The sequence below is a fragment of the Clostridium sp. ZBS15 genome (assembly GCF_023845705.1).
In the GTDB taxonomy this organism is placed as follows: Bacteria; Bacillota; Clostridia; order Clostridiales; family Clostridiaceae; genus Clostridium; species Clostridium aquiflavi.
Genome location: NZ_JAMQHY010000246.1, coordinates 1 through 384 on the forward strand (window position 1 = coordinate 1; position 384 = coordinate 384).

Here is a 384-nt window from a genome sequence, read left to right on the forward strand (position 1 = left end):
TACTCATTTTTAGTATTCCTTAATTTAATTGCTCAGTTCGCTTCATGTATGCATATATCAACGCATTCTTAAAAAACATAACAAAAAATTAAGGTTATAGGTAATGCATTTTATATCATAAAATGGTAAAATAATAGTATGTATGTAATAGGAGGAAGAATTATGAATAAAAAATTAAAAAGAATTATTGCAATAGCACTTACAATTAGTGCATTTTCAACAATACAACCAACAAAATATACTAATTTATTTATTACAAAAGCATATGCCTCAAGTAGTCATATAAATGATATGAAATTAAATAAAACTGGCACATCAAATATAATTAAATTATATAGAGATGATGAATATGATTCAGTTACAACATTTAGAGGAAGCAGAAGC

Annotated in this window: 1 pseudogene; it reads left to right on the forward strand. The window is 24.2% G+C overall.

The annotated features are described in order from the left end of the window. Positions 1-162 precede the first annotated feature (162 nt). Positions 163-384: pseudogene (locus tag NG904_RS17185) on the forward strand (cadherin-like beta sandwich domain-containing protein); the annotation flags it as partial.